The sequence below is a fragment of the Gilliamella sp. Gris3-2 genome, from assembly GCF_001690345.1.
Lineage (GTDB): Bacteria > Pseudomonadota > Gammaproteobacteria > Enterobacterales > Orbaceae > Gilliamella > Gilliamella bombi.
This window is the reverse complement of record NZ_LZHB01000085.1, coordinates 1-929: the sequence shown is the minus strand read 5'-3', so window position 1 is coordinate 929 and position 929 is coordinate 1. Positions and strand designations below refer to the sequence as shown.

The 929-nt window shown below is 32.1% G+C and carries 1 protein-coding gene; it reads right to left on the bottom strand.

All coding sequences use genetic code 11. From position 1 onward, the window contains the following. Positions 1-414: 414 nt before the first annotated feature. The coding region (locus A9G32_RS12905) for a hypothetical protein (protein ID WP_176701356.1) at positions 415-929 on the bottom strand (515 nt) is incomplete at its 5' end.

Below are 929 nucleotides of genomic sequence, written 5' to 3'. Positions count from 1 at the left end.
GGCGGCGGCGGTTCTGGTAATGGTGGTAATGGGCTAGATGAAAGTATTATTGCATCACTACGATTAACCCCAAATGAATAACTACTATAAAAGGCACTACATAAAATAAAAAAAAGCAAACATATATTGCAAAATAAAATACGTTCAGCAGTTAAATGGTTTGGATACTTCATTTTATTTCCTTTATCAAATAATATTTTATTTTTATAAGTTTCTAGCATTACTAATAAATTCCCACGCCAACAAACATATAATTTGTTAAATAAATTATTTAAACTTATCCGACACCCTAAGCATTGAAGGCTAAAGGTTGAAGAACAACGCAAACAACTGATAGATTGGCATAGTGTTTATTGCTGACAACATCACCAAAATATGTGTTTACTGCTAATTTATTGCGCCAAAATGGGGCACTCACTTGTTCATCAACATCGCCCTCCTATTCCTTTGTGCCACTAACTCCTTCAGATTCAATGAACTAAATAATGTCGCTGTCGTCATGTTAATATCAGCAAAACTTTGGTTTACCTCGGGTAACTTAATCTGGATTGTCGATAATGAAAGGCGGCTTTGTGGTGTGAATTTTCGACTGTTTGATAAATTAATACCTAATAAGTCATCTGTTGCTGTCACTTTAATGACGAGGTCATCAAAGGCTAAATAGGATGCTCTACCTTGAATGCTATCTGCTGTCGTGGTCGATAATGCCTGTGATTTTAATGAACACAGCAATAACAACAATGCCAATGGGATTTTTAGCAATAATTTTGTGAGAAATTTCGGTAATAATTTAGATAATTTAGATAATTTAGATAATTTAGATAATTTAGATAATTTAGATAATTTAGATAATTTAGATAATTTAGATAATTTAGAAGATATAAATAAGTTTTGCGCAAGAACTCGTCGAATAGGATTATTTGATAAAT